Here is a 26,170-nt window from a genome sequence, read left to right as displayed (position 1 = left end):
CGGCGTCTCTGGGGCTGTGGTGAAACAGCCCGTTGGGGTGTGCAAGTACAACACGGAACCGGTGCCTTCGAGAAGGCCGCGACTTCCGTGCCTAGAACCTATGGGGATTGCCGGGGCATGTGCAAACTATTTTTCCGACGAGTTCCCATCAGTCGCCCAGGCCGCCTTCGCCGGGCTCCTGGCCTGCGCAGATGGCCAGAACATCGGCTCCGTAGCTGCGCAGCTTGCGGCTGAGGACGCCGGGGATGCGGGACAGCTCGGCGGGGCTCTCCGGGCATGTCTCGGCGATGGCCATCAGGGTCCGGTCGGTGAAGACGCAGAAGTCCGGCTGCCCGCTGCGCCCTGCCTGGACGGCACGCCACTCCCGCAGCCGTTCGTAGAGCCCCTCGTCCATGTCCGAGGGGCAGTCCTCGCAGCGCATCAGCTTCATCTCGCCCGCGTCGGTCAGTGTCCGGCCGCAGACCCGGCAGCGGGCGGGGGTGCGCTGGGCGCGGCGGGCAACCGGGGCGGCGCCCCCCACGGCCCCGCGCTCGACACTGCCGGCGGCACCGGTGCCGACCGGGCCGACGGTGGCGGCGGTGCCGGGGCGCAGCCCGTCGAGGAAGCGGCTCGGTCGGCGGTGGGGGCGGCCACCGGGTGAGCGGGACAGCGACCAGGAGACGTGGAGCCGCTCGCGGGCGCGGGTGACGCCGACGTAGAGGAGACGGCGTTCCTCCTCGATCTGCTCGTCGGTCCGGGCGTAGGTGATGGGGAGCATGCCCTCGGCGACGCCGACCAGGAAGACGACGTCCCACTCCAAACCCTTGGCGGCGTGCAGGGAGGCGAGGGTGACGCCCTGGACGGTCGGGGCGTGCTGGGCGTTCGCCCGCTCGTCCAGTTCCGCGACGAAGTCGGCGAGGCCGGCCCCCGGTCTGGCGGCGGCGAGGTCGTGGGCGAGGTTGACCAGGGCGGCCAGGGATTCCCAGCGTTCCCTGACGGCGCCGGAGCCGGCCGGGGGTTCGCTGGTCCAGCCTTCTCCGGAGAGGACGGCGCGTACCTGGGAGGGCAGGTCCACGACGTCGTCGAGGAGGGAGTCGTTGCCGCCGAAGCGGGCCGCGCCGCGCAGGGCGATGCCGGCCTTGCGCACCTCGGGCCGGTCGAAGAAACGCTCGGCGCCGCGCAGCTGGTAGGGGACGCCGGCGTCGGCGAGAGCCTGTTCGTACGTCTCGGACTGGGAGTTCGTGCGGAACAGGACGGCCATCTCGGCGGCCGGGACGCCCGCGTCGATCAGCTCGCGGATACGGCGGGCGGCGCCCTCGGCCTCGGCGGGCTCGTCCGTGTACTCGGTGTAGACGGGCTCGGGTCCCGGGGGGCGCTGGGAGACGAGTTCCAGCCGGTGGTCGGCGGCGCGGCCGCGGGCCTGGGCGAGCAGGCCGTTGGCGAGACGGACCACCTGGGGCGTGGAGCGGTAGTCGCGGACCAGTTTCACGACGGTGGCGCCGGGGTGCCGGGTGCGGAAGTCGAGGAGGTGGTCGGGCGTTGCACCCGTGAACGAGTAGATCGTCTGGCTGGCGTCGCCGACGACGCACAGGTTGTCGCGGTCGCCGAGCCACAGGTCCAGCAGCCGCTGCTGGAGGGGGCTGACGTCCTGGTACTCGTCCACGACGAAGTGCTGGTACTGCGCGCGGACCTGTTCGGCGATGTCGCGCCGGTCCTGGAGGACGGCGACCGTCAGCAGCAGGACGTCCTCGAAGTCGATCAGCGAGCGGTCGCGTTTGACGTCCTCGTAGGCCGCGTAGAGGTGGGCGATCTCGGCGGGGTCGCGGGGGGCCTCGCGGCCGGCCTTGGCAGCCGCGTACGGATAGTCGGCGGGAACGGTCTGGGTGACCTTCGACCATTCGATCTCCGCGGTCACGTCGCGCAGCTCGTTGCGGTCGAGCCGGGTGCCCAGGGCGGCGGCCGCGTCGGCGACGAGCTGGACCTTGCGGTCGACGAGCCGGGGCAGGGAGCCACCGATCGCTTTCGGCCAGAAGTACTGGAGCTGACGCAGGGCGGCGGAGTGGAAGGTGCGGGCCTGGACCCCCTGGGCGCCGAGCTGGCGCAGCCGGCCGCGCATCTCCCCGGCGGCGCGGTTGGTGAAGGTGACGGCGAGCACGCTGGACGGCGGCAGGATGCCGGCGCGCACCCCGTAGGCGATGCGGTGGGTGATCGCGCGGGTCTTGCCCGTGCCCGCCCCGGCCAGCACGCACACCGGACCGTGCAGGGCGGTGGCGACCTCGCGCTGCTCGGGGTCGAGCCCTTCGAGCACCGCGTCGGCCGAGTCCGGTACCTGCGGGAAAAGGGTGGAGTGCGTTGCTGCTGTCACACCGCCATGCTGCCAGGTCGCCCGGGACGGCTGTGCCGGTTGTCCACAGGCGGGGGCACGCGGTCGTACTAATGCGGCAGGCATCACGGGGGACGTCCCGGGGCGGCGGGCCTGGCAGTCGGCTCGGCCTGGGTCGCGGTGAGCTTCGCGGCCGGCGCGGCCGGGTGTGGCGGGCCTCACGGCCGTGATGGACGCGCGACGGGCGGGACGGCGGACGACGGACGACGGGAGTGACCCACGGGTTCTGTGCTTGTATCCGTGCGGGAGGCGCGCGTACCCGGGCGGGAATGGCGACCCGGGCCGGTGCGTTCTACTCCCGACGGCCTTTTCCGAGCTGCCTGAGGAGCGCGAGACATGCAGGGCACTGTGACGATGTACAGCACGACGTGGTGCGGCTACTGCCGGCGGCTGAAGAGCCAGATGGACCGCGAGGGCATCGCGTACAGCGAGATCAACATCGAGCAGGACCCCGAGTCCGCGGCGTTCGTGGAGAAGGCGAACGGCGGTAACCAGACGGTCCCGACCGTGCTGTTCGCGGACGGCAGCACGCTGACCAACCCGTCGCTGGCTCAGGTGAAGCAGAAGCTCGCCGCGTGACGTTCCGCGCGCCTGCGCGGTGACACGCCCGACAGGGCGGCCCCGATCGCTCCGGGGCCGCCCTGTCGTATGTCGTCCCTCACCGGGGTGGCGTGGCTCAGACGAAGCCGCGCGTCGGCAGCGGCTTGCCGTACCACATCTCGATCAGGCGGGCCGCGATCGAGATGCCGTAGGGCGGCAGCACGTCGCCCGATTCGAAGGCCGCGTGCAGTTCCTCGCGGGAGAACCAGCGGGCCTCGTGGATCTCGTCCCCGTCCACGTCGATCTCCGTGGATGTGGCGCGGGCCATGAAGCCGAGCATCAGGCTGGAGGGGAACGGCCACGGCTGGCTGGCGACGTACTCGACCGGACCGACGGTGATGCCTGCCTCCTCGGACACCTCGCGGCGCACCGCCTGCTCGATCGACTCCCCCGGCTCGACGAATCCGGCGAGCGTGGAGAAGCGGCCCTCGGGCCAGTGGACCTGGCGGCCGAGCAGGATGCGGTCGTCCTCGTCGGTCACGGCCATGATCACGGCCGGGTCGGTGCGCGGGTAGTGCTCGGCACCGCAGGCCTGGCAGCGCCGGATGTGGCCGGCGGCGGCGATGACCGTGCGCTCACCACAACGGGAGCAGAAGCGGTGGGTGCGCTGCCAGTTCTCCAGGCCGACCGCGTGCACCATGAGCCCGGCGTCCCGGGGCGACAGCAGCAGGCCGGCCTCGCGCAGGCCCGCGGGGCGCGCGGACTGGTCCATGCGGCCGGGCAGCGCGTCCTTCTGGAGGGCGAAGTAGCTGACGCCGTCCTCGTCGATGCCCAGGAAGTAGCGGTGCGCCTCGGTGAGCGGCGCCTCGAAGGAGGGCGTCATGACGAGTTCGGTCCGGCCGTCCGGGGACTCGTCGATGAGCACCTGACCGCCGGAGACCACGAAACACCGGGTGGTGGGGTGGCTCCACGCCGCCGCGAGCCAGGCCTCGTCCAGCCGGTGGTGGGCGGCGCGGTCGATGCCGCTCGGAGCGGTCAGCGAGATGGGTCGGTCGGCTGTGTGGTCGGTCCAGGTGGTCACGGGTGGTTCCACTCCCCCAGAGCAGCGGTTCGTTCGGCGGGCGGTTCGGCGGGACGTAGGGCGGAGGACACCGGGCCGGGCGCGGACGGACGAGGCGGTTCTTCCAGTGTGCCCCGCGCGCGGTGCCCTGCCGTACGCCCCGGCCGGTCAGGGTGCGGGACGCCAGTTCTCGGCCAGGTCATCCCACAGGTAGGCGCTGGTCTCGACGCCTTTGAGGAGGAGGTCCAGCTCCACCTTCTCGTCGGGAGCGTGCCAGCCGTCGGATGGGACGGAGATGCCCAGGAAGAGCACGGGGGCACCGAGGACTTCCTGAAGGTCGGCGGCGGGCCCGGAGCCGCCCTCTCGGGTGAAGCGGACAGGTTGCTGGAAGGCGCGGCCCATGGCGCGGACCAGGGACCGCAGCGCGGGGTGGTCGAGCGGCGTCAGGCACGGGCGCGTGGCCGAGCCGAACTCGATCTCGCACCGGATCCCGTCGGGCACCTGTCCGGCGGCCCAGTCCCGGACGGCCTTCTCGATGTGGCCGGGATCCTGGCCGGCGACCAACCGGAAGGACAGCTTCACCATGGCCGCGGACGGGATGATCGTCTTGCTGCCGGGGCCCTGGTAGCCGCCGCCGATGCCGTTGACCTCCGCGGTCGGGCGGGCCCAGATGCGCTCCAGGGTGGTGTGACCGGCCTCGCCGTGGGCGGCGTGGGACCTGGCGGTGCGCAACCAGCGCTCCTCGTCGAAGGGCAGCTCGGCGAAGAGTTCCCGCTCGCGGTCGGTCAGCTCCACCATGCCGTCGTAGAAGCCGGGTATCGCCACGCGCGCGTGCTCGTCGTGGAGGGCGGCGACCAGGCGGGCGGCGGCGGTGGCCGGGTTGGGCACGGCGCCGCCGAAGGAGCCGGAGTGGATGTCCTGGTCGGGGCCGTACAGCCGGATCTCGCACTCGGCGAGGCCGCGCATGCCGGTGCAGACGGTCGGGGTGTCCTCGGACCACATGCCGGTGTCGGAGACGATCACGGCGTCGGCGGCGAGCCGCCCGGCCCGCTCCTCCACCAGGGTCCGGAAGTGCGGGGAGCCGGACTCCTCCTCGCCCTCGATGAGCAGCTTGAGGTGGACGGCGGGGGCGGTGCGCCCGGTGGCGGCGAGGTGGGCGCGCACACCGAGTGTGTGGAAGAACACCTGGCCCTTGTCGTCGGCCGCCCCGCGCGCGTAGAGGCGGTTTCCGCGGACGACCGGCTCGAAGGGGTCACTGTCCCAGCCGTCCTCGCGGTCGGCGGGCTGCACGTCGTGGTGGCCGTAGACGAGGACCGTGGGTGCTTGCGGGTCGTCCGAGGGCCACTCGGCGAAGACGGCCGGGGCGCCCGGGGTCTGCCAGACCTCGACGGTCGGGAAGCCGGTCTTCAGGAGTTCGGCGGCGAGCCAGTCGGCGCTGAGCCGTACGTCGGGCGCGTGATCGGGCTGGGCCGACACGGACGGGATGCGCAGCCATGCGGTGAGGTCGTCGAGGAAGGCGGCGCGGTGCTGCTCGATGTACGCGCGGACGGCGCTGTCCGGGGTCTGGCTCATGCTCACGAGCCTATCCGCCCGCACGGACGTCGTCGGCGGGGGTTCGTCACACTCAGCTCGCCTCCGGTGTGCTCTCCGTCTCGCCGGTGAGCAGCCGCTCCAGCGCGGCCCGGTCCGGCAGGCCCGCGGGGCGTACGACCTCGCCGCCCCGCACGTACAGGAAGGCGGCCGTGACGGACTCGGGCGGCACGCCCTGCTGCTCGGCCCAGGCGAGTCGGTAGACAGCGAGCTGGAGCGGGTCGGCGGTACGGGTGCGGCTGGTCTTCCAGTCCACGATCTCGTACGTCGTGCCGTCGCCGTCGCCGTTCTTGTAGACGGCGTCGATGCGGCCCCGCACGACGCGGCCGGCCAGGGTGAGCTGGAAGGGTGCCTCGACCCGGTAGGGGGTGCGCCGGGCGTACTCGGTGCGTTCGAAGGCCTCCTTCAGGTCTTCCAGGTCGCGTTCGTCGGTGATCTCGGCGTCGCTGCCGGGCAGTTCCTCCGGTTCCAGCAGGGGCAGGGTCAGCTCTTCGAAGCGGGCTTCGACCCAGGCGTGGAACCGGGTGCCCCGGCGCGCGGCCGGTTGCGGGGGGCGCGGCATGGGGCGTGCGAGTTCCTGCGCGAGCCCGTCCGGGTCCTCTGCGAGCCGCAGCAGCTGGGACGCGGTGAGCGTGGCGGGCAGGGGGACGTCGGTGACGGCCTGCCGGGCGCGCAGAAGCTCTCCGGTGAGGGCGTCCAGATCGCGGTCCCAGGAGGCGACGGCGCGGGCCTCCTCGGGCGTGAGGGACGCGGTGCGCGGCGACTCGCGGGGGCCGGGGTGGTGCTGCGGGGCGGACGCCTGGTGGGGGACCGTCGGCCGCCCGGCGCTCCAGGAGTCCCGGCCGGCTTCGTCCGGGACGGCTTCGTCCGGGACGGCTTCGTCCGGGACGGCTTCGTCCGGGACGGCTTCGTCGTACGGGAAGTGCGGCTCGGGGAGGAAGTCGTCCTCGAAGGGGAGGTCCGCATCGCCCAGGACACCCTCGTACGGCTCGCCGTAGGACTCTTCGTCGTACGGCTCCTGGCCGTAGGGCTCTTCGTAGGACGGGTCCTCGCCACCGGGTTCCTCGCCGTACGGGTCGGCCGGTGGTGCGGGCCAGTCCGGGTCCTCGGCGCCGGCGGGGTCGTGGAGGGCCGGCCGGCGGCTCTCGGGCCGGGCGGTGAGGATGTCCAGGTGGGCCAGGACGGTCTCGGCGGCGGCGCGGCGGCGGGCCAGGCCGCCGGCGTCGAGCGGGAGCGGCCACACCTGGTCGGCGGTGGCCGCGTGCAGGGCAGGGTTCTCCTCGTCCTCGGCGGGCTCGTCCGCCCACGCCTCGATCTCGCCGTGTCCGGCGGCGCAGTGGTCGTACAGGGCCTGGAGGAAGTCGGACGGGCCGCGCGGCTTCTTCTGGCTGGGGCCCCACCAGTGGCCGGAACCGAGCAGGAGGGACCGGGGGCGAGTGAAGGTGACGTAGCCGAGGCGGAGTTCCTCGGTGTGCTGGTGGTCCTTCATGGCCTCGTGGAAGGCCTTCATGCCCCGGGAGTCCCAGGAGTCGATGTCGGGCAGGGTGTCGCGGTCTCCGCGCAGGGCGTGCGGGAGCACCTTGGCCTGGGCGGTCCACTTCTCGCGGCCCTGGGCGCTGGGGAAGGTGCCGGTCACCAGTCCGGGGACGGCGACGACGTCCCACTCCAGGCCCTTGGACTTGTGCGCGGTGAGCACCTTGACGGTGTTCTCGCCGCCGGGCAGGGCGTTGTCCAGGCCCTTCTCGTACTGGGCGGCGGTGCGCAGGAAGCCCAGGAAGGCGAGGAGGGTGGCCTCGCCGTCGCTCGCGGCGAAGGATGCGGCGATGTCCAGGAAGTTGGACAGGGTCTCGCGGCGGCGGGCGGCCAGCGCGTGCGGGGACGCGGACAGCTCCACCTCCAGGCCGGTGACCGCCAGCACGCGGTGCAGGACGTCCATCAGCGGGTCGGACAGCGAGCGGCGCAGGTCGCGCAGTTCCGTGGCCAGCCGGGCGAAGCGCACGCGTGCGTCCGGCGAGAACGGCAGTCCGTCGTCGGCACCCTCGCCGAAGGTGCCGGCCGCCGGCGTCTCCAGGAAGGTGTCCAGGGCGTCCGCGAGCGATATCACCTCGGCCGGGTCGATGCCTTCCACGGCGGCGGCGAGCCGGCGGTCGGGATCGTCGGTGCCGTCCACGCGCGCGTGGGCGACCAGCAGGCGGGCGCGGCGGCCCAGCAGGGCGAGGTCCCGCGGGCCGATGCGCCAGCGTGGGCCGGTCAGCAGGCGCACCAGGGAGGCGTTGGCGCCGGGATCCTGGAGGACCTCGCAGACGGCGACGAGGTCGGCGATCTCGGGCAGGTGCAGCAGCCCGGACAGACCGACCACCTCGACGGGGATGTCACGGGCGACGAGGGCGCCCTGGATCTCGGCGAAGTCGGTCGCGGTCCGGCACAGCACGGCGATCTCTCCGGGGGGCGTGCCGGTGCGGACGAGGTGGGCGAGGGAGTCGGCGATCCAGTCGATCTCCTCGGCGTGCGTGGGCAGCAGGGCGCAGCGGACCGTGCCGTCGTACTCGGCGCCGGGGGCCGGGCGGAGAGCCTCCACGCCCGCGTGCAGGGCGCGCAGCGGCTCGGCGAGGTCGTTGGCGAGGTCGAGGAGGCGCCCGCCGCTGCGGCGGTTCTCACTGAGCGCCTGCCGGGTGGCGGGCCGCCCGTCGGCGTGGGGGAAGTGTTCGGGGAAGTCGTCCAGGTTGGCGACGGAGGCTCCGCGCCAGCCGTAGATGGCCTGGCAGGGGTCGCCGACCGCGGTCACCGAGTGGCCGGTGCCGCCGCCGAAGAGGCCCGCCAGCAGGACGCGCTGGGCGACGGAGGTGTCCTGGTACTCGTCCAGGAGCACCACGCGGAACTCCTCGCGCAGCAGGCGGCCCACTTCCGGGATGCCGGCGAGGCGGGCCGACAGGGCGATCTGGTCGCCGAAGTCGAGCAGGTCACGCTCGCGTTTGGCGGCCCGGTAGCGCCGGACGAGGTCGGCGAGTTCCCGGCGGGCCGCAGCCGTCTCGGGGACCTTGCGCAGGTCGGCGTTGGTGAGCCTGGCGCCGTCCAGGGCGCGCAGCAGGTCGGCGTCCCAGGCGCGCGCCCTTACCGGGTCGACGAGGTGTTCGGCGAGTTCCGAGTCGAGGGCGAGCAGATCGCTGACCAGGTCGGCGAAGGAGCGGGTCAGCGCCGGGTAGGGGCCGGGGGCCTCGCGCAGCACGCGCGCGGCGAGCTGGTAGCGGGTGGCGTCGGCGAGGAGGCGGGATGTGGGTTCCAGGCCGATGCGCAGGCCGTGATCGGTGAGCAGGCGGCCGGCGAAGGCGTGGTACGTCGAGATGACCGGCTCGCCCGGCGGGTTGTCCGGGTCGATGACGTCCGGGTCGGTGACGCCTGCCGCGATCAGCGCCTTGCGGACGCGTTCGGCCAGCTCGCCGGCGGCCTTGTTGGTGAAGGTGAGGCCGAGGACCTGTTCGGGCGCGACCTGCCCGGTGCCGACCAGCCACACCACGCGGGCCGCCATCACGGTGGTCTTGCCGGACCCGGCGCCGGCCACGATCACCTGCGGGGCGGGCGGCGCGGTGACGCAGGCCATCTGCTCCGGGGTGAACGGGATGCCGAGGAGCTGCTTGAGCTGCTCGGGGTCGGTGATACGGGCTGGCATGTCGAAGAAGGCTAGCGGCGGCCACTGACAGTCGAGGACGAATCGACCGCCGGGGGCAGGAAAGGGCAGGTCAGCACGCGGGGTGCTGTGCGTCACCCCCGCCCGGACCGCGTCTCACTCCACCACGTGGCGTCCCTCGGGGCGGGCGCTGCACGAGGCGCGGAAGGCGCAGTGCGTGCACTGCTGGCCGGTGCTCGGTGTGAACCGCTCGTCGAGGACCTTGCCTGCGGCGGTCGCCAGCAGCTCGCCGACCCACTCCCCCGCCAGCGGCTCCTGGCCCTGCACCCGGGGCAGGCCGTCTCCCCCGTCACGCTTGGCGGCGCCCTGCCTGAGGTGGACCAGTTCCGCACCGCCCGGTTCGGGGCGTGCGCCGTCGAAGGCCTCGTCGACGGCGCCTTCGCGCACGGCGAGCTGGTAGACGGCGAGCTGCGGGTGGTGCTCCACCTCGCGCGCGGTGGGTGCGTGTCTGCCGGTCTTGAAGTCGACCACGTAGGCCCGGCCGTCGCCGTCGGTCTCGACGCGGTCCATCTGGCCCCGGATGCGGACCTCGTAGTCGCCCGCTCCGATGGTGACGTCGAAGTCCTGCTCGCTGGCCACGGCGGTGCGGCCGGCGCGGGCCAGCACGTGCCAGTTCAGGAAGCGTTCGAGCGCCACGCGCGCGTTGTCCTTCTCCTGCTGGGACTTCCAGGGCGCGTCGAAGGCCAGCGCGTTCCACACGGAGTCCAGGCGCTCCATGAGGACGTCGAGGTCGGCCGGGGTACGACCGGAGGCGACCTCGTCGGCGAGGACGTGGACGACGTTGCCGAAGCCCTGTGCGGTGGTGGCGGGTGCGTCGGCCTTCACCTCGCGGCCCAGGAACCACTGGAGCGCGCAGGTGTTGGCGAGCTGGTCGAGGGCGCTGCCGGAGAGCACGACGGGCTGGTCGCGGTCGCGCAGCGGCACCTTGCTCTCGGTCGGCTCGAACATGCCCCACCAGCGGTAGGGGTGCGCGGAGGGCACGAGCGGGCGGCCGTCCTCGTCGGCGAGCGCGGCCAGCCGGGCCAGCCGGCGGGCGGCGGCCTGCCGCAGCGTGGTGGACGCGCGCGGGTCGACGGTGGTGGCGCGCAGCTCGGCGACGAGCGCGGCGACGGAGAGCGGGCGCCGGGGGCGGCCGGTGACGTCCTTCGGCTCGACGCCCAGCTCGGTCAGGAACCGGGAGGGCTGGTCGCCGTCGTCGGCGGGTGCGTTCACGGCGGTCACGACGAGCCGTTCACGCGCGCGCGTGGCGGCGACATAGAACAGTCGGCGCTCCTCGGCGAGGAGCGCGCCCGGGGTGAGCGGCTCGGCGAGTCCGTCGCGGCCGATGCGGTCGGCCTCCAGCAGCGAGCCACGGCGACGCAGGTCGGGCCACAGGCCCTCCTGGACGCCGGCGACGACGACAAGCCGCCACTCCAGGCCCTTGGAGCGGTGAGCGGTCATCAGGCGGACGGCGTCGGGGCGCACCGCGCGGCGGGTGAGCGTGTCGGCGGCGATGTCCTCGGCCTCGATCTCGGCCAGGAAGTTCAGGGCGCCACGGCCGCCGGTGCGCTCCTCCGCGCGCGCGGCGGTGGCGAACAGCGCGCACACGGCGTCCAGGTCCCGGTCGGCATTGCGGCCGGCCGCGCCGCCGCGCCGGGCGGCCCGCTCCAGGCGCGCGGGCCACGGCGTGCCCTCCCACAGGTCCCACAGCGCGTCCTCGGCCGTACCGCCGCCGGCGAGGCGCTCGCGGGCCTTGCGGAGCAGCGCGCCGAGGCGCTGCGCTCCGCGGGCGTACGCCGGGTCGTGCACCGCCAGGCGCTCGGGTTCGGCGAGCGCCCGCGTGAGCAGTTCGTCGGACGGCGGCGGCAGCGGATTGCCGGCGGCCCGCTCCTCCTCGCGCAGGGCCCGCCCGAGGCGGCGCAGGTCGGCGGCGTCCATGCCGGCGAGGGGGGAGGCGAGCAGGGTGAGGGCGGTCTCGGTGTCGAGCCAGCAGGTGTCGGGGGCCCGTTCCGGCGCGTCCTCGGCGGCCGTGTGCCCGGCGGACGGCTCGCCGTCGTCGGCCGGCACCACGGACGGCTCGGCCGACGTGGCGGGCTGCTCGTCCCGGAGGGGTACGGCGGGCTGCGCCGGGGACGGTGCGGTGGGGTCTTCGTCGCCGGTGGGGGGCTCGGCGGGCTGCTCGTCCGGGAGAGCGGGGAGCGACTGGGTGGGCTGCGCCGCGGCCGGTGCGGTGGGCTGCTCCTCGCGGCGCCGTGCCTCCGCGGTGGCGACCGCGCGCAGGGCCGTGAGCAGTGGTGCCACCGCCGGCTCGTGCCGCAGGGGCAGGTCGTCGCCGTCGATGTCCAGCGGCACGCCGGCCGAGGTGAGGGCGCGGCGCAGGGTCGGCAGGGAGCGGGATCCGGCACGTACCAGTACGGCCATGTCGTTCCAGGGGACGCCGTCCTCCAGGTGCGCGCGGCGCAGGATGTCCGCGATGTTGTCCAGTTCGGTGCCGGGCGTCGGGTACGTGTAGACCTCGACCCGGCCGCCGTCCCGTACGGCGGCCGGTTCCCGGTGGGCGCGGACCTTGTCGGCGGGCAGCCGGGGCAGCGGCATCCGCTGGGTGATCAGGCGGGTGGCGGCCAGCAGGGCGGCGCCGGAGCGGCGGGAGGTGCGCAGCACCTCGACGGGGGCGGGGCGGCCGTCCGCGCGCGCGAAGGCGGCCGGGAAGTCGAGGATGCCGTTCACGTCGGCGCCGCGGAAGGCGTAGATCGACTGGTCGGGGTCGCCGAAGGCCACCAGGGTGCGCCCGCCGCCGGCCAGGGCGTGCAGGAGGCGTACCTGGGCGGGGTCGGTGTCCTGGTACTCGTCGACGTACACGGCGTCGTACTGGGCGGCGAGCCGTGCGGCGGTGTCGGGGCGGTGGGCGAGCAGGACGGCGCGGTGGACCAGTTCCGCGTAGTCGAGCACGCCCTGGAGGTCGAGTGTGTCGAGGTAGTCGGCGAGGAACGCGGCTGCCGCGCGCCAGTCGGGGCGGCCGGTGCGGCGCGCGAAGGCGTCCAGGGCGTCCGGGCCGAGACCCAGCTCGCGGCTGCGGGCGAGGACGGCACGGACCTCGTCGGCGAAGCCGCGCGTGGTGAGGCAGGCGCGCAGTTCGTCGGGCCAGCGCACATGGGCCAGCCCGAGCCGCTCCAGCTCGGGCTGCCCGGCGAGCAGCTCACGGACGGTGACGTCCTGCTCGGGTCCGGAGAGCAGGCGCAGCGGCTCGGTGAACCGGCCGCTGTCCTGGTGCGCGCGGACCAGCGCGTAGCAGTACGAGTGGAACGTGGTCGCCCTGGGCGCGCGGGTGGCGCCCATGCGCAGGGCCATGCGGTCACGCAGGTCGACGGCGGCCTTGCGGCTGAACGTCAGCACCAGGATCCGCTCGGGGTCGGCCCCTCGGGCGATCCGCGCGGCCACGGACTCGACCAGGGTGGTGGTCTTGCCGGTGCCGGGGCCCGCGAGGACGAGAAGCGGTCCGCTCCGGTGGTCAACCACGGCGCGCTGCGCCGCGTCCAGACGAGGGGGAGCCACGGTGGCCGGGGGCGTACGCACCAGCCGGTAAGCGCCACGGTTCCCCTGCCGCACCGAGGGGTGCGGCAGGTGCCTGGTGGAGGAAGAGGAGCTCACGTGTTCGGCCGGTCCTGGTGGTTGTGCTGGTGGGCGGGTGGTCACGCGTGCGGGGCGGTGGCCGCGGGGTGAGGGGGACACGGGCTGCCGACGCTACGCCGCCGCTCCGGACGGAAGCAGAACTTCCGCTTCTTCCCTCGCGGCGATCGGGCCACGTGCGCCCCTCGTCCCACGAACGTACGGCATGCCACGGACGTCCCCCGTGTCACCCGTACGGGCCACAGGTCCTCCCGGCCGGCAGCCGATGGCGGAAGCTGTCAGATGTGACCCTCCGCGCCCGCGCCGCCGTCCCACCGGGCCCGCCGCATGTCGAGCCTCGGCACATGGCCCGCCGCGCTCCTGCCCGCCTGCTTCAGCGGCGTGCTCTCCGCGCGGTAGTGCGCGAGCGCGCGCAGCTCGTGGCCGGGCAGCAGCACGCCGTCGGACCGGACGACCCGCCACCACGGGACGGCGCCTCCGTAGAGGGCCATCACCCGGCCGACCTGGCGCGGCCCGCCCTCCTCCAGCCACTCGGCGACATCGCCGTATGTCATGACCCGGCCCGGCGGGATCCGCTCGGCGACCTCGAGAACCCGCTCGGCGTACTCCGGCAGCGCGTCGGGGTCGCGGGCCTCGCCGGCCGGGCTCTGCTCGCTCATTCGTCCCATCCTGCCGCACTCCCCCGGTGTCCCGGCGTGGTCCGCGGGGAGCGCTCCTCTCGCCCCGGCGCGGTCCTTGGGGCAGACTGTGCGCCCGCGCATGCGCACCCTGATGCCCGTGTGTGCCGGTGGGGCATGCCACCATCGTGCGGGCGGTGACTGGTGATACGAGACCAAGAAGAGACCATGAAGGAGCAGGGCGTGCACCCCGAAGGAGCGGCGGGCACCCCTGACGCCTCCGCGCGCCCCGACACCGCCCAGGCGGACGGGGGCGGCACCGACGCGCGGCAGGAAGACAGCGGTCCGCAGACGGACGACGGCACGCGCGCGGGCGTACCCGCGGCCGGCGGTCCCGACGTCGCCGCACGCGCCGGCGGATCCACGGCCGGATCCCCCGGTGACGACACCGCACGCGCGCGGCAGGAGGACGCCGAAGCCCACGAGGGCGACGGCACGCGCGCGCGGGAGAACGCCACCGGGGACGACGCCGGTGCCGGTGGGAACGGTGGCGCCGGCGACGGAGCGCACCCCTCCGGGGAGGCGTCCGGCGACCCCCGCGCGTGTGCCGGCGACGACCCGCACGCCGAACAGGTGGAGGGCGACGAACCGCTGCTCCCCGCACGCGTGCACCGCCCCTCCGACCTCGTACGGCTCCTGGTGGGTGTGCTGGCCATCGCGGTGCTCCTCTCGATCGCCGCGTTCGCGCACGGCACCACCTCGGGCCTCGAACAGGACATCAACAAGGGCACCGGCCAGGCTCCGGACCTGCTGATCAAGATCGCGGGCCTGGCATCCAGCATCGCGATCCTCCTCGTCCCGGTCGCCTTCGCCATCGAACGGCTGATCAAACGGGACGGGCTGCGCATCGCCGACGGCGTCCTCGCGGCCGTCCTCGCCCACGGAGTGACCCTCGCCACCGATCTCTGGGTCGCCCGGGCCGCCCCGGACTCGATCCAGGAGGCGCTGACCCAGCCCTCGCCGGGTGACATCCACGCCCTGACCGACCCGGTGCACGGCTATCTGGCACCCGTCATCGCCTACATGACGGCCGTCGGCATGTCCCGCAGACCCAGATGGCGCGCGGTGCTGTGGATCGTGCTGATGCTGGACGCGTTCTCGATGCTGGTCACCGGCTACACGACGCCCTTCTCGATCATCCTGACGGTGCTGATCGGCTGGACCATCGCCTACGGCACCCTCTACGCGGTCGGCTCCCCCAACGTCCGCCCCACCGGGCAGACGCTGATGGCGGGCCTCACCCACGTCGGCTTCCGTCCCGTCTCCGCGGCCCGTGAGGAGGCCGGGGAGACGGAGAACGGCGACCGGGGCCGGCGCTACTTCGTCACCCTGGAGGACGGCCCCCCGCTGGACGTCACGGTCGTCGACCGGGAGCAGCAGGCGCAGGGCTTCTTCTACCGCGCGTGGCGCAATCTGACCCTGCGCGGTTTCGCCACCCGATCCAGCCTCCAGTCGCTGCGCCAGGCACTGGAGCAGGAGGCGCTGCTCGCGTACGCGGCGATCGCGGCGGGCGCCAACGCGCCCAAGCTGATCGCCACCTCCGAACTCGGCCCCGACGCGGTCATGCTCGTCTACGAGCACACCGGTGGGCGCACGCTGGACTCGCTGGCCGACGAGGACATCACCGACGAGCTGCTGAGCAACACCTGGCACCAGGTACAGGCGCTCCAGTCGCGCCGCATCGCGCACCGCAGGCTGGCCGGTGACGCCATCCTGGTGGATCGTTCCGGCAGGGTGATCCTCACCGAGCTGCGCGGAGGCGAGATCGCGGCCGGCGAACTGCTGCTGCGCATGGACGTCGCCCAGCTGGTCACCACGCTCGGCCTGCGGGTCGGCGCCCAGCGGGCGGTGGCCTCGGCCGTCGGGGTGCTCGGCCCGGACGCGGTCGCCGACTGTCTGCCGATGCTGCAACCGATCGCGCTGACGCGCTCCACGCGCGCAACGCTGCGCCGACTGGCGCGCGAGCGGGCGCAGCGCGAACGCGAGGCGGTGCTCGAAGCCTCCCGGCAGAGCAAGCCGGCCCGCCTGGAGGAGGCGTCCGAGACTGCGGCGCCCGCCCTGGAAAAACCCGACAAGAAGACCGTCCGCGCCGAGCAGCGCGCGGAGAAGCGGGCCATCGACGAAGCCCTCGACGAGGTCCGCGAGGAGGATCTGCTCACCCAGATCCGGCACGAGGTACTGCTCATCAGGCCCCAGGCGCCCGTGGAGCCGGCCCGGCTGGAACGGGTCAGACCGCGCACGCTGATCAGTTTCATCGCCGGTGCGATCGGCGCCTACTACCTGCTGACCCAGCTCACCCACATCGAGTTCGGCACGCTGTTCGCGCAGGCACAGTGGGGCTGGGTGGCCGCCGCGGTGCTCTTCTCCGCGCTCAGTTACGTCGCCGCCGCGATGGCCCTGCTGGGCTTCGTACCGGAACGGGTGCCGTTCCCGCGGACGGTGGCGGCGCAGGTCGCCGGATCGTTCGTGAAGATCGTGGCACCGGCGGCCGTCGGCGGTGTGGCCCTCAACACGCGCTTCCTGCAACGCGCCGGTGTACGCCCGGGACTCGCGGTCGCGAGCGTCGGCGCCTCGCAATTGTTCGGGCTCGGCTGTCACATCCTCATGCTGCTGTCCTTCGGCTATCTGACCGGCACCGAGAAGACGCCGTCGCTGTCGCCGTCCCGCACGGTCATCGCGGGCCTGCTGACCGTGGCCGTCCTGGTCCTCGTGGTCACCTCGGTGCCGTTCCTGCGGAAGTTCGTCGCCACGCGCGTGCGGTCACTGTTCGCCGGTGTCGTGCCCCGCATGCTCGACGTGCTCCAGCGGCCCCAGAAGCTCGTCACCGGCATCGGCGGCATGCTCCTGCTGACCGCCTGCTTCGTGATGTGCCTGGACGCCTCCATCCGGGCCTTCGGCGACGGCTCGGTGTCACTGAGCATCGCCAGCGTCGCCGTCGTCTTCCTCGCCGGCAACGCGCTCGGTTCGGCGGCGCCCACCCCCGGCGGCGTCGGCGCGGTCGAGGCGACGCTGACCGTCGGCCTGATCGCCGTGGGCCTGCCCAAGGAGGTCGCCGCCCCGGCCGTCCTGCTGTTCCGGCTGCTGACCCTGTGGCTGCCGGTGCTGCCGGGCTGGTTCGCCTTCAGCCATCTCAGCCGCAAGGGAGCCCTGTAAGGCCCCGTCGGGTGGCTGCCGCAGCCCCCCGCGGTCGCGGTACCCCGGACGGCCCGCGCCCCGCGCGCCCCGGCGGGCGCGCCCCCAGGATGGGGCTATGGCGAACCCCTTCCGGCTGCGCGCCGGCGCCCTGACCACCACCGCCGTGCTGCTCTCCGCCGTACTGGCCGGATGCGGCGGCCACACCGAGGACGGGGACCTCACGGCGCAGAAGCTGGACTGGAAGGACTGTCCGGCCCCGTCCGAGGCGGAGGGCGGCGGCAGCGCTCCCTCCCCGCTGCCGAACGGCACCACGTGGCAGTGCGCCACCATGAGGGCGCCCCTGGACTGGGGCAGGCCCAAGGGCGACACGATCGGCATCGCCCTGATCCGGGCCGAGGCCAGTGGTCCCGCGAACAGGCGGATCGGCTCGCTCGTGTTCAACTTCGGCGGCCCGGGCGGCAGCGGCGTGACCGCGCTGCCGTCGTTCGGCGAGGACTACACCGCCCTGCGTACCCGCTACGACCTGGTGAGCTTCGATCCGCGCGGGGTCGGCCGCAGCGCGCCGGTGGAGTGCGAGAGCGACGCCCAGCTGGACGTGTTCTTCCAGCAGGACGCGACCCCGGACGACAGCGCCGAACGCGCCCAGCTGCTGAAGCGCACCCAGCAGTTCAACGCGGCCTGCGAGAAGAACTCCACGAAGGTCCTGCCGCACGTGCGCACCACGGACGCGGCCCGTGACATGGAGCTGATGCGCCAGGTCCTCGGCGACGGCAAGCTGTACTACTTCGGCATCTCCTACGGCACCGAACTCGGCGGTGTCTACGCCCACCTGTACCCGAAGCACGTCGGCCGGGCCGTCCTCGACGGCGTCGTGGATCCGACCCAGAACCCCGAACAGAGCGCGCTCGGCCAGGCCCGGGGCTTCCAGCTCGCCCTCGACAACTTCGCCGAGGACTGCACGTCGAAGACCACGGAATGTCCGGTCGGGGACACCGAGCAGGAGGTCAAGGACCGCATCGCGAAACTGCTGGCCGACCTGGAGAAGAAGCCGATCCCCGGGATCTTCCCGCGCCGGCTGACGCAGACCGCCGCCACCAACGGCATCGCGCAGTCCCTGTACTCGAAGGACTTCTGGGAATACCTCACCGAGGGGCTGGAGGAGGCGTACGACGGCGACGGCAGGACCCTCATGCTGCTGTCCGACCTGATGAACGGCCGCAGCGAGAACGGCGAGTACAGCAACATCACCGCGGCGAACATCGCCATCAACTGCTCCGACGAGAAGCCGCGGTACACCACGGAGTACGTCCGGCGGAAGCTGCCCGAGTTCCAGGCCGCCTCCCCGCTGTTCGGGCACTACCTGGCCTGGAGCATGGTCGGCTGCACCGACTGGGCGGTGCCGGGTGCCGCCGACCATCCCGACGTCAGCGCACCCGGCTCGGCACCGATCCTCGTCGTCGGCAACACCGGCGACCCGGCCACCCCGTACGGGGGCGCGAAGAGGATGGTCGACGCGCTCGGCAAGGGCGTCGCCGTCGAGCTGACGTACAAGGGCCAGGGGCACGGCGCGTACGACAGCAAGAACCGGTGCGTGCAGAGCGCGGTGAACGGCTATCTGCTGGACGGGAAGGTGCCGAAGGCGGGCACGGTCTGCTCCTGACGGGACCGGTCAGCTCCTGGCAGGGCCCGACGACCCAAGAAATGCGCAGGTCAAAGGGTTATCCACAGGCTGTCACGGGCCGGGACGGGGACGCCTACCATGGCCTGAACGCCCGGCGCGGTACGACGCGGAGGGCCTGTGAGGGGGGCGCGCATGAGGGGATTGCTGCGAGGGGCGGCCGCGGTGGCCGCGGCGCTGCTGGTGGCCGGCTGCGGCGGTTCGTCCGGCGGGAGCGGTGACGAGGGCAAGGGATCCGGTCCGCCTGACCCGGCGGCGCCGCGCTCCACCATGCCTGCCTCCACGGCCGGTCTTCCCTCCTCACTCACCGCGCAGCACCTGGACTGGCGACGCTGCGGGACCACCGGGAGTTCCGCCGCACCCGGCGACGACTGGCGGTGCGCGACGCTCAAGGCGCCGCTGGACTGGTCGAAGCCGGACGGCGAGACGATCGGTCTCGCCCTGATCCGCGCGCGGGCGACCGGCGGTGACCGCATCGGCTCGATGCTGTTCAACTTCGGCGGCCCCGGGGGCTCGGGGGTCTCGACGATGCCGTACTTCTCGGCGACCGTCTCCGCACTCGCCAAGCGCTACGACCTGGTGAGCTGGGACCCGCGCGGGGTCGGCGCGAGCGAGGGCGTCCGCTGCCGCGGCGACCGGGCGACCGAGGCCGCCGAGGCCGTGGACACCACACCGGACACCCCGGCTGAGGAGAGGGCGTACTTCCGGGACGCCACCGACTTCGGCAAGGGCTGCCAGAAGGCCGCCGGCCCGCTGCTGGCCCATGTGTCCACCACCGACACCGCCCGCGACATGGACCTGATGCGCCAGGTTCTCGGCGACGGGAAGATGCACTACTTCGGCATCTCCTACGGCACCGAACTCGGCGGCGTCTACGCCCACCTGTACCCGAAGCGGGTGGGACGGCTGGTGCTCGACGCCGTGGTCGACCCGGCCGCCGACACGATGGGCCACGCGCAGAACCAGGCCCGCGGCTTCCAGCGGGCACTGGACGACTATCTGAAGTCCACCGGCCAGGACCCGGCGCGGGGTTCGAGGAAGATCGCGGACCTGCTGGAGCGGCTGGACGCCGAGCCGTTGCCGACGTCGTCCGGGCGGAAGCTGAACCAGACGCTCGCGACCACAGGGATCATCCTGCCGCTGTACAGCGAGTCGAGCTGGCCACGGCTGACCAGTGCGCTGAAGTCGGCGGAGAAGGGCGACGGTTCGGAGCTGCTCGCGCTCGCCGACGCGTACGACGACCGTGACTCCTCGGGCCACTACGGCACGACGTCCCACTCCCAGCGCGTCATATCGTGCCTGGACGACCGCCAACGTCCGACGCTCGCCGACACCAGACAACGACTGGCGGAGTTCGAGCGGATCTCCCCGGTGTTCGGGGACTTCCTCGGATGGGACACGGCCGGCTGGTGCCACGACTGGCCGGTGCCGGGCCAGTTCGACACGCCGGAGGTGAGCGCACCCGGCGCGGCGCCGATCCTGCTGGTCGGCAACACCGGCGACCCTGCGACTCCCTACGAGGGCGCCCGCAGGATGGCCGACGAACTGGGCAGGGGCGTGGGCGTCGAACTGACCTGGAAGGGCGAGGGCCACGGGGCGTACGGCAACGGCAGCGACTGCGTCGACTCGGCGGTCGACGCGTACCTGCTGCACGGCACGGTGCCGAAGGACGGCACGGTCTGCTCCTGAGGGCACGACACGTCGCCCGGCGAACCCGGGGCCGACTGCCCACGGCACCCGAACTGGTCGGAGCCGTGGGCCTGTTCCACCTCGTCGGTCGGCTCAGGGGCTGGTCAGTAGACCGGCTTGTCCGGTTCGATCTGGTTGACCCAGCCGATGACGCCGCCGCCGACGTGGACGGCGTCGGCGAAGCCCGCGGACTTCAGGACCGCGAGGACTTCCGCACTGCGGACACCCGTCTTGCAGTGCAGGACGATTTTCCTGTCCTGCGGGAGGCCCCCGAGGGCGGTGCCCATGAGGAACTCGTTCTTCGGGATCAGCTTGGCGCCCGGGATGGATACGATCTCGTACTCGTTCGGCTCGCGGACGTCGATGATCTCGATGTTCTCGCCCTCGTCGATCCACTCCTTGAGCTGCTTCGGAGTGATCGTCGAGCCGGCGGCGGCCTGCTGGGCCTCTTCGGAGACGACGCCGCAGAAGGCCTCGTAGTCGATGAGTTCGGTGACGGTCGGGTTCTCGCCGCAGACCGCGCAGTCGGGGTCCTTGCGGACCTTGACCTGGCGGTACTGCATCTCCAGGGCGTCGTAGATCATCAGGCGGCCGACCAGCGGTTCGCCCGTGCCGGTGAGGACCTTGATCGCCTCGGTGACCTGGATGGAGCCGATGGACGCGCAGAGCACGCCGAGAACGCCGCCCTCGGCGCAGGACGGAACCATGCCGGGGGGCGGGGGCTCCGGGTAGAGGCAGCGGTAGCAGGGGCCGTGCTCGGACCAGAAGACGGAGGCCTGGCCGTCGAAGCGGTAGATCGAGCCCCACACGTACGGCTTGTTGAGCAGCACGCACGCGTCGTTGACCAGGTAGCGGGTCGCGAAGTTGTCGGTGCCGTCGACGATCAGGTCGTACTGGCTGAAGATGTCCATCACGTTGTCGGCTTCGAGCCGCTCCTCGTGAAGGATGACGTTCACGTACGGGTTGATGCCCGTGACACTGTCGCGCGCGGACTCGGCCTTGGAGCGGCCGATGTCGGCCTGGCTGTGGATGATCTGACGCTGAAGGTTCGACTCGTCGACCTCGTCGAACTCCACGATGCCCAGGGTGCCCACGCCCGCGGCGGCCAGGTACATCAGCGCCGGCGAGCCCAGGCCGCCGGCGCCGACACAGAGCACCTTGGCGTTCTTCAGCCGCTTCTGCCCGTCCATGCCCACGTCGGGGATGATCAGGTGGCGGGAGTACCTGCGGACCTCGTCTACGGTGAGCTCAGTAGCTGGCTCGACCAGGGGTGGCAGCGACACGGGGGCTCCGTTGATCGGTCAATCACTACAGTTGTTCTCCCCGTAACACTGCCACGGCCTTCTTCATTCCGAGACACCTGTTCCGACGGGCGAGACGATGCCGTCCCAGTAGCCGGGCAGCGTCCGTGTGCCGGTGCACGGGCAGCGTCCGCGCACCGGCGCGGCGGTGCCGGTCAGATGCGGCATGCCGCCTCCATCCAGATGTCGGCCAGGGATTCTTCGAGGGCGATACGGGGCCGCCAGCCGAGCCGGTCGCGCGCGGTGCGCACATCGGCCTGCTGCCAGCTGCCGCAGCCGTCCGGATACGGGTACGCCATCGGGGCCGAGTGGTCGGAGTCCGCGCGCGGGTGGCCGATGGTGCCGCGCAGGGGTGCGGGCGGGACGTCGAGTTCGTGGAGGGCACCGCCGTACCCGGCCACGCGCGCGAGGACGGCGGCGGCGTCCCTGAGGCGGACGGCGCGGCCGGAGCCGATGTTGATCACGCCCTGCGCGGCGGAGAGCGAGGCGGCGTGCACGGCGCGGGCGACGTCGCGGACGTCGATGAAGTCGCGTTGCACGCCGAGGCCGCCGAGTTTGAGTTCACCGTCGCCGGACTGCATCGCCCGGCGCATCGCCTCGGCGAGCCGGCCGAGCGGCGAACCGGCCGGCGTGCCGGGACCGGCGGGCGAGAAGACGCGCAGGACCACGGCGTCCAGGCCGGAGCCGAGGACCAGTTCGGTCGCGGCGAGCTTGCTGACGCCGTACGGGCCGCCGGGGCGCGGTACGGCGTCCTCGGCCGTGGAGGAGCCGGGCTGGCTCGGGCCGTACTCCGCGTTGCACCCGATCTGCACCAGCCGGGCGCCGCAGCCGCTGCGGCGCAGGGCCTCGCAGACGGTGGCCACGGCGACGGTGTTGTGCCGGGTGAGTTCGCGGGCGCCGCCGCGGGTGGCGCCCGCGCAGTTGACGACGACCCCGGGGTGGACCGCGTCCAGGAAGCGGGTGAGGGCGCCGGGGCTGCCGGTGGCGAGGTCGAAGCGGACGTCGGCGTCGTCGCCGCGGCCGAGCGCGGTGAGCTGGACGGCCGGGTCGGCGAGCAGACGGTCGGCGACGAAGCGGCCGATGAATCCGTTGGCTCCGATCAGCAGGATCCTCATCGGGCGGCTCCCGGGGTGTGCGCGCCGGTGGTGCCGGCTGTTTCGAGGGGTGCTGGGGCTGCTCCGGCCGCTCCGGTGGCGCCGGACGCTCCGGGTCGGGAGGTGGTCATCTGGTGGTCTCCTTCAAAGGGGTGATGCGGGTGCCTCCGGCGGTGGGTCGGACCGGCAGGCGGAAGATTCACTCGGCTGCTCCCGTGGGCGCGTGGGCCGAGGCCCGGGTGAGGGTGCGGCCGGCGTGCAGCAGCAGGACCAGGGCGGCGGTGCCGCAGGCGAGGGCCGGTACGGCGGCCTCCCCCGCGGCGGCGACAAGGCTCCGTACGGGCGCCGCGAGAAAGGCACAGCCGGGCAGCCGGCCGGCCGCCGTCAGCACCAGGGCCGCCGCTTCCGTCACCGCCGCGGTGCCGAGCGCGAGAGCGGGGGCGTGCCGGTGGTGGTGCACGGTGAGCAGGCGGGCCAGCAGGAGCAGGGCGCCGAGGGTGAGTGCCTGCGGGCGGGCCGCGGGTCCGTGCAGGACCGTGGCGCACAGTTGGAGCAGACCGGCGAGGGCGCCCAGGAAGAGGGCGAACGTGCCGAGCAGCAGGGGCCTGGCCGCGGCCGTGAAGTCCGCGAGGCCCCGGCTGCCGGCCAGCCTGCGGCGGGCGCCGGCGGTGAGGAGGTGGGCGCACCAGGCCGCGGGGGCGCAGGCGAGCAGGAGGGCGAGGACCGGGATGGTGGCCGTGGGCCAGGGGGTGTTCCCGGTGGCGGTGGGCGGGACGTCGGGACCGCCCGTCATGACGCGGTGGAGAAGGCCGTCGCCGACGAGGGCGTACGCGAGCAGCCACAGGGTCCACACCCGCGCGGGGTGCGCGGACCGCCACGCGCGCGTGGCGATCGGACGGGCGAGTGGGCCGTGGCGCAGTGCCGCGCGCGTGGCGAGGGCTACGGCGAGGAGGCCACCGAGGGCCACCAGCAGGCGGGGGTGTCCGTGGGTGAGGCGCAGTCCGGCAACGGTGGCCGCGCCGAGTGTCCCGGGCAGGAGGCTGAGCACGGCCCAGCTCGCACGGGCGCGGGGCACGGGCGGGGACTCGGGCGCCGGGCACGGTTCGCCGGTGCGGGGCACGCGCGCGTACAGCTCCTCGGCGAGCGAGAAGACGTCACGGTGCCGGAAGCGGGCGGCGGTCCGGTCGGTCACGCCGTGCGCCTCCAGCCCGGCGGCGATCTCCAACGGGTCCACAGCCCGCTCACACAGCTCACGGTGCCGGTGCAGCAGGACCTTCACCGGGTCGACCGATCCACGGCGGGTCGCAGGCGTACGCCTCCGGTCCGGCCCCGGGCCGGCCGCGACGCGGGAAGCGGACAGCGCGTCCCGGGGCCCGGGTGGGGCCGACGGCCCGGAGGCGTGCCCCGGATCCGCGAGGAGGCCGGCCGGTCCGGCGACGCGCGGGGCCGGGTCACGGATGAGGCCCGCCGTCGGTCCGGCGACGCCCTCTCCGAAGGGGTCGGCCGGTGATCGCGAACCGGCCGGCTCGTCCGCCGGCCACTCCCCCGACCGCGCGTCCCACGGTTCGGCTCCGCCGGGCATGCCCGGGCTGTCCGCCCCGGCCGGCTCACGACCGCTCCTGGCGTCCTCCGCAACCGCCGCGCGCACAGCGGCGGAACCCAGCTCGCCCCACTCACCCGTCCGCCCGCCCACCGAACCGGAGCCCGGACCGCCGGCCCCGCCCACCGAACGGCAGCCCGAGCCCCCGAATGCGCCCGCCGGCCCGGAGCCGAGGCCCGCCAGTCCACTCACCGACCGGGCCCCCGGGCACCCCGCCGCCCCCGCGCCCCCGCCGCTCGGCGTACCCGGCTTCTCCGCGGCGCCCGGGGTCGGCCCGGTTCCCGGCAGCCGGCTGTCCACGTCGCTCATCGCGCTCCCTCCGATGCCGCCGGCGGTGTCGCCCGTACGGGGGTGGTCGTGGCCCAGCCGGGCAGGGCGCGGGGCGTGGGGCCGGTCCAGTGGCCGGGGACGCGGGACTCGGCGGGGGCGGCGAACGGCAGTGGGGTGCCTGCCGGGTCGAGGACGACACGGGGGACCGGGCTGTGGGAGACGATGTCCAGGTAGATGCCGTGGAATGCCGCGATGTTCTGCTCGACGGTGAACAGTTCGAGTGCGCGGGCGCGCGCGGCGGCGCCGAGGCGTGCACGGCGCTCGGAGTCGCGCAACAGCCCGACGCACGCCTCGGCGAGCGCCCTGGGGTTGCGCGGGGGCACGACGAGTCCCGTGCCGCCGATGACCTCCACCACCGCGCCCACGTCCGTGGACACCGTGGCCCGGCCGCAGAACATGGCCTCGACGAGGCTGATCGGGAAGCCCTCCACGACGCTGGAGAGGACGACGACCGCGCCGGCGGCGTACGCGTCGGCCAGGGTGGGAGCCTCGGGACCGCCGATCTCCTCGAAGGAGACGGGGTTGTCGCCGACGGCGTGCACACCGTCGGCCTCGTCCGGGAAGAGCTGCGCGGCGAGTGCCCGGCAGTGCCCGAGATAGGCCGCTTGCGGAACGTCCAGGGGCGCGCCGACGATGCGCAGGCGGGCCTCGGGTCTCTCCCTGCGGACCTCGGTGAAGGCGTGCAGCAGTGAGACGAGGTCCTTGGCGGGTTCGACGCGCCCGACCCAGACCAGGGTGTGCGGGTCGGCGCGGTCCGGGGACTCGCCGGCCTCCGTGAAGCGGGCGGCCTCCATGCCCGGGTACACCGTGCGGATGCGCGCCCGGTCAGCACCGCACCGCTCCTGCCAGCGGCGGGCGTGTGCGTTGCCCGGGGTGAGGAGCGTGGCCGCGCCGTACACCTCGGCGGCGAGCCGGCCGTGGAAGGCGGCGAGCAGGGCACGTACGGCGGGGGCGGCGGTGTCGGGGCCCGCGCCCAGGTAGTGCGAGCGCAGTCGGACGCCGTACTCGGTGACGAGCAGCGGCACGCCGGAGAAGTGCCGGGCGAGCAGCCCGGCGAGGGCGGCGGGGCCGCCGGTGGTGGCGTGGCAGAGGTCGGCCGCGCCGAGGCCGTCGTCGTCGTACCAGTCGAGGGAGAGGGGGCGCAGGGCGCGTTCGAGGTGTGCGGCGACGGCGAGCAGCTCGGGTACGCGCGCCTCGCGCGCCGTGCGCAGTGCGCCGGGTGCGCGGCAGGCGCGTTCCAGGGCGCGTACGGCGGTGTCGGAGCGCAGGGCGCCGACGAGTCCCCCTTCGCGGGCGAGTTCGGCGAGCCCGTACAGCGCGCTGCGGAAACGGTCCGCCAGATCACCGGACGCGCTGTCGGCGCCGGCGCCGAGGGTCCCGCCGGACACCACCCCCACCAGTTCGCCGTAGCACTCGGTGAAGCGTCGGCGCGCGCGCCGTCCGTACGCGACCGTGTCGGTGTCTGCCTGCCGCAGCGGTGCCGTACGCACCCGGCTGACCTGCGGGGGGAGCGGGGTGGGGTGCTCGTCCTCCTCCTGGCACCGGCCGTGGCCGAGCGTGTGGACGTCGAACTCGTGCCGGCCGAGCCCGCGCACCAGCCGGTCGCACCAGAGCCCGGCCTCACCGCTCACACACGGACAGCCACCCTCCGTAACCAGCCCTATGCGCACGTGTGCACCCCCGATCTCCCGTCTGGGGAGCCGCCGTTGTCCCGGCGGCTCGCGGCGGGACGAACGTAAGGGGACAAGGCGGTGGTGGGGGGGCGGGGGGGTGGGGGGGATGCCCGGGACGGGGCGCTCGGACGGGGGCCGGTTCGGCGGTGT

Annotated in this window: 15 protein-coding genes; 4 read left to right on the top strand and 11 right to left on the bottom strand. The window is 73.6% G+C overall.

What is annotated here, in order from left to right:
* Positions 1-148: 148 nt before the first annotated feature.
* Positions 149-2,428: an ATP-dependent DNA helicase UvrD2 gene (locus tag ACF1BE_RS11605; RefSeq protein ID WP_392198795.1), complete on the bottom strand. Its 2,280-nt coding sequence runs from the start codon at positions 2,426-2,428 to the stop codon at positions 149-151.
* Positions 2,429-2,698: 270 nt separating this feature from the next.
* Between ACF1BE_RS11605 and ACF1BE_RS11600 the strand changes: the two genes are divergently transcribed.
* Complete coding sequence (locus ACF1BE_RS11600) at positions 2,699-2,941, top strand: mycoredoxin (protein ID WP_356819894.1); 243 nt, start codon at positions 2,699-2,701, stop codon at positions 2,939-2,941.
* 97 nt (positions 2,942-3,038) lie between these two features.
* On the opposite strand, the gene nudC is transcribed toward ACF1BE_RS11600, so the two are convergent.
* The 5 genes from nudC to ACF1BE_RS11575 all read right to left on the bottom strand — a co-directional run bounded on the left by nudC (position 3,039) and on the right by ACF1BE_RS11575 (position 13,502).
* Complete coding sequence (nudC, locus tag ACF1BE_RS11595; RefSeq protein ID WP_392198794.1) at positions 3,039-3,983, bottom strand: NAD(+) diphosphatase; 945 nt, start codon at positions 3,981-3,983, stop codon at positions 3,039-3,041.
* A 147-nt stretch (positions 3,984-4,130) separates the two neighbouring features.
* Positions 4,131-5,534, bottom strand: coding sequence for a dipeptidase (locus tag ACF1BE_RS11590; RefSeq protein WP_392198793.1), 1,404 nt, complete (start codon positions 5,532-5,534; stop codon positions 4,131-4,133).
* 52 nt (positions 5,535-5,586) lie between these two features.
* Entirely contained in the window at positions 5,587-9,219 is a 3,633-nt protein-coding gene (locus ACF1BE_RS11585; RefSeq protein WP_392198792.1) for a UvrD-helicase domain-containing protein, read from the bottom strand.
* 114 nt (positions 9,220-9,333) lie between these two features.
* Complete coding sequence (locus tag ACF1BE_RS11580; protein WP_392198791.1) at positions 9,334-12,864, bottom strand: UvrD-helicase domain-containing protein; 3,531 nt, start codon at positions 12,862-12,864, stop codon at positions 9,334-9,336.
* A gap of 257 nt (positions 12,865-13,121) precedes the next feature.
* Complete coding sequence (locus ACF1BE_RS11575; RefSeq protein ID WP_392198790.1) at positions 13,122-13,502, bottom strand: MGMT family protein; 381 nt, start codon at positions 13,500-13,502, stop codon at positions 13,122-13,124.
* A gap of 186 nt (positions 13,503-13,688) precedes the next feature.
* Between ACF1BE_RS11575 and ACF1BE_RS11570 the strand changes: the two genes are divergently transcribed.
* From ACF1BE_RS11570 to ACF1BE_RS11560, 3 genes are all read left to right on the top strand, one after another.
* Positions 13,689-16,673: a lysylphosphatidylglycerol synthase domain-containing protein gene (locus ACF1BE_RS11570; RefSeq protein ID WP_392198789.1), complete on the top strand. Its 2,985-nt coding sequence runs from the start codon at positions 13,689-13,691 to the stop codon at positions 16,671-16,673.
* 97 nt (positions 16,674-16,770) lie between these two features.
* On the top strand, positions 16,771-18,315 hold the full coding sequence (locus ACF1BE_RS11565; RefSeq protein ID WP_392198788.1) for an alpha/beta hydrolase: 1,545 nt from the start codon (positions 16,771-16,773) through the stop codon (positions 18,313-18,315).
* A gap of 153 nt (positions 18,316-18,468) precedes the next feature.
* Positions 18,469-20,022: an alpha/beta hydrolase gene (locus ACF1BE_RS11560; protein WP_392198787.1), complete on the top strand. Its 1,554-nt coding sequence runs from the start codon at positions 18,469-18,471 to the stop codon at positions 20,020-20,022.
* Positions 20,023-20,126: 104 nt separating this feature from the next.
* Here ACF1BE_RS11560 and moeZ read toward each other — a convergent pair whose 3' ends face one another.
* From moeZ to ACF1BE_RS11535, 5 genes are all read right to left on the bottom strand, one after another.
* On the bottom strand, positions 20,127-21,305 hold the full coding sequence (gene moeZ, locus ACF1BE_RS11555; RefSeq protein ID WP_392198786.1) for an adenylyltransferase/sulfurtransferase MoeZ: 1,179 nt from the start codon (positions 21,303-21,305) through the stop codon (positions 20,127-20,129).
* Between the two features lie 63 nt (positions 21,306-21,368).
* Complete coding sequence (locus ACF1BE_RS11550; RefSeq protein ID WP_392198785.1) at positions 21,369-21,491, bottom strand: hypothetical protein; 123 nt, start codon at positions 21,489-21,491, stop codon at positions 21,369-21,371.
* A complete protein-coding gene (locus ACF1BE_RS11545; protein ID WP_392198784.1) occupies positions 21,479-22,438 on the bottom strand; it encodes an NAD-dependent epimerase/dehydratase family protein in 960 nt (319 codons plus the stop codon). The genes ACF1BE_RS11550 and ACF1BE_RS11545 overlap by 13 nt, the downstream gene beginning before the upstream one ends.
* A gap of 178 nt (positions 22,439-22,616) precedes the next feature.
* Entirely contained in the window at positions 22,617-23,696 is a 1,080-nt protein-coding gene (locus tag ACF1BE_RS11540; protein ID WP_392198783.1) for a hypothetical protein, read from the bottom strand.
* A gap of 626 nt (positions 23,697-24,322) precedes the next feature.
* Positions 24,323-26,017, bottom strand: coding sequence for a glycosyltransferase (locus ACF1BE_RS11535; protein WP_392198782.1), 1,695 nt, complete (start codon positions 26,015-26,017; stop codon positions 24,323-24,325).
* Positions 26,018-26,170 lie beyond the last annotated feature (153 nt).

The sequence above is a fragment of the Streptomyces sp. NPDC014991 genome (assembly GCF_043080665.1).
Lineage (GTDB): Bacteria > Actinomycetota > Actinomycetes > Streptomycetales > Streptomycetaceae > Streptomyces.
This window is presented reverse-complemented; position numbering and strand designations above follow the sequence as displayed.

Bases quoted from the DNA above. Each gene is read 5' to 3' on its own strand.
- ACF1BE_RS11560 (WP_392198787.1), top strand. From the start codon at position 18,469: ATGAGGGGATTGCTGCGAGGGGCGGCCGCGGTGGCCGCGGCGCTGCTG.
- ACF1BE_RS11550 (WP_392198785.1), bottom strand. From the start codon at position 21,491: ATGCCGCATCTGACCGGCACCGCCGCGCCGGTGCGCGGACGCTGCCCG.
- ACF1BE_RS11575 (WP_392198790.1), bottom strand. From the start codon at position 13,502: ATGAGCGAGCAGAGCCCGGCCGGCGAGGCCCGCGACCCCGACGCGCTG.
- ACF1BE_RS11605 (WP_392198795.1), bottom strand. From the start codon at position 2,428: ATGCCTGCCGCATTAGTACGACCGCGTGCCCCCGCCTGTGGACAACCG.
- ACF1BE_RS11545 (WP_392198784.1), bottom strand. From the start codon at position 22,438: ATGAGGATCCTGCTGATCGGAGCCAACGGATTCATCGGCCGCTTCGTC.
- ACF1BE_RS11570 (WP_392198789.1), top strand. From the start codon at position 13,689: ATGAAGGAGCAGGGCGTGCACCCCGAAGGAGCGGCGGGCACCCCTGAC.
- ACF1BE_RS11585 (WP_392198792.1), bottom strand. From the start codon at position 9,219: ATGCCAGCCCGTATCACCGACCCCGAGCAGCTCAAGCAGCTCCTCGGC.
- ACF1BE_RS11565 (WP_392198788.1), top strand. From the start codon at position 16,771: ATGGCGAACCCCTTCCGGCTGCGCGCCGGCGCCCTGACCACCACCGCC.
- ACF1BE_RS11600 (WP_356819894.1), top strand. From the start codon at position 2,699: ATGCAGGGCACTGTGACGATGTACAGCACGACGTGGTGCGGCTACTGC.
- ACF1BE_RS11590 (WP_392198793.1), bottom strand. From the start codon at position 5,534: ATGAGCCAGACCCCGGACAGCGCCGTCCGCGCGTACATCGAGCAGCAC.